The following is a 2060-nucleotide window of genomic DNA, read 5'->3' as shown; positions in this document are numbered from 1 at the left end:
AGGCCGAGCAGGGTCTGGCGCGGCTCGGCCAGCCACTCGAGCACGGCGTGGCAGAGCACCAGATCGAAGGGGCCGGTCACCTGGCTCTTGAGATCCTGAATGGGGCAGTGAATGAGACGAATCCTGTCGGTCAGCCCCTCCTCCTCGATGGCGACGCGGGCCATAGCCAGCATCTCGGCGGAGAGATCGCACAGGGTCACCTGATGACCCAGGGCGGCCAGACGGCGGGCAAAGAAACCAAAGCCACCGCCCGCATCGAGGATGCGCAGGGGGCGGTCCCCAAGGCGAGCGAGACAGGCCTCCAGATCGCTCCACACCACTGTGGTGCGAATGCGTCCCTTGCTGGAGTCGTAGATATTGCGGGCGAACTTGTCGGCGCGCCCGTCGAAACTCTGATCGTGCTTCAAGAAACTGACTCGAAAACGGGCCCGGTCGGGCCAATTCCAAAAGTCCGCTATTCTGGCATACTCGTGCGGTTCGTCAAAACCCGAGGACTCCACCCCGTGTTCGTCATCAAAAAATGGATAGGTCATCTGTTGATGCCGCTTCCCTTTGGCCTCTCCCTGTTGCTGCTGGCCCTGCTGCTGCTCTGGTTCACCCGCTTTCAAAAGAGCGGCAAGCTGCTCGCGACCCTCTCACTGGTGGTGATCGCCACCTTTGGCCTGCNNGCAGGCCAACCCTCCCTTCGCGGTGGCCGAACATCCCCGCATCGATGCCATCGTGGTGCTTGGCAACGGCCATGTCTCGGATCCGGCCATTCCCCTCACCAGCTGGCAGAACAATATCGCCCTGGCGCGCACCCTGGAGGGGGTGCGTCTGGCCAAGGCTTACCCCGAGGCAACCCTCATCTTCTCGGGTTATGCGGCAGGGGATCCCCTCTCCAACGCCGAGGTCAATGCCCGTATGGCGGAGAGTCTGGGGATACCCCGCACTCGAATGCAGTTGTTTGAAAACAACAAAGACACCCACGACGAGGCGGTCTCCATCGCCCGCGCCCTGACCGGTCAGCAGGTGGCACTGGTCACCTCAGCGACCCATATGCCCCGAGCCCTGGCCCTCTATCGGGCCGAGGGGATGACCCCCATCCCCGCCCCCACCGACTTCACCGCCAAGGAGAGCCAGGCGCCACTTCCCCTCTATAGTTACCTCCCCAAGGGGCGCTATCTGATGTACTCGGAGGCGGCCCTGCACGAGTGGATCGGTCAGCTCTGGAGCCGCCTGCGCGGACAGAGCAACGAGTGAACAATCAAGGGGTTGGAAACTGACCTGGATCAGGTAAAACGAAAAAAAATTACGTCAATTGCCGTCGACGCGGCTATCTTGGTTCCGGTTCACTTCTTATAATGGCCCGCAGTCAAACATCTCAGAAGGAAGAAGAAATGAGACAGCATCTGGTAATGGGTAACTGGAAACTGAATGGCACCAAGGCTTCTGTAGAAGCCCTGCTCAAGGGTCTGGCCCCGGCCGCCGCCGCCCACCCCTCCGTTCAGGTCGCCGTCTGCCCCCCGGTTATCTTCCTGGGCCAGGTCGAGCAACTGACCGCCGGCACCAAGATCGCCTACGGCGCCCAGAATGCCGACGTTCACGAAGCCGGCGCCTTCACCGGTGAGAACTCCCCGGTCATGCTCAAAGCGTTTGGCTGCGCCTACTCCCTGGTTGGCCACAGCGAGCGCCGCACCCTGCACGCCGAGAGCGATGCCGTGGTCGCCGCCAAGTACGAAGCCATCCAGAAAGCGGGCCTGGTTCCGGTACTCTGCATCGGTGAGACCCTGGAGCAATTCGAAGCCGGTGTGACCAACACCGTCGTCGAGACCCAGCTCAAGGCCGTCATCGATCGCTGCGGCATCGCCTCCTTCGCCAACGCCGTCATCGCCTATGAGCCGGTATGGGCCATCGGCACCGGCAAGACCGCGACCCCCGAGATCGCCCAGTCCGTGCACGCCCACATCCGTCAATACCTGGCCGGTTTCGACGCCGACATCGCCGCCAAGGTGCAGATCCTCTACGGTGGCTCCGTAACCGGTGCAACCGCCGCCGACCTGTTTGGTCAGCCGGACATC

General features: G+C 62.4%; 2 protein-coding genes and 1 pseudogene. 2 read left to right on the top strand and 1 reads right to left on the bottom strand.

Features of this window, described 5'->3' with window-relative positions:
* The coding region (locus BN1133_RS14910) for a methyltransferase domain-containing protein (RefSeq protein ID WP_157432349.1) at positions 1-407 on the bottom strand (407 nt) is incomplete at its 3' end.
* Positions 408-503: 96 nt separating this feature from the next.
* On the opposite strand from BN1133_RS14910, the pseudogene BN1133_RS14905 reads away from it, so the two are divergent.
* Together BN1133_RS14905 and tpiA are read left to right on the top strand one after the other, a co-directional pair.
* A pseudogene (locus BN1133_RS14905) lies at positions 504-1242 on the top strand (ElyC/SanA/YdcF family protein).
* 137 nt (positions 1243-1379) lie between these two features.
* A partial coding sequence (gene tpiA, locus BN1133_RS14900) for a triose-phosphate isomerase (protein ID WP_050667283.1) occupies positions 1380-2060 on the top strand: 681 nt, incomplete at its 3' end.

It is taken from the genome of Aeromonas schubertii (assembly GCF_000820105.1).
In the GTDB taxonomy this organism is placed as follows: domain Bacteria; phylum Pseudomonadota; class Gammaproteobacteria; order Enterobacterales; family Aeromonadaceae; genus Aeromonas; species Aeromonas schubertii.
Note: the sequence above shows the minus strand (reverse complement) of the source record. Positions and strands in the feature narration are given on the sequence as shown.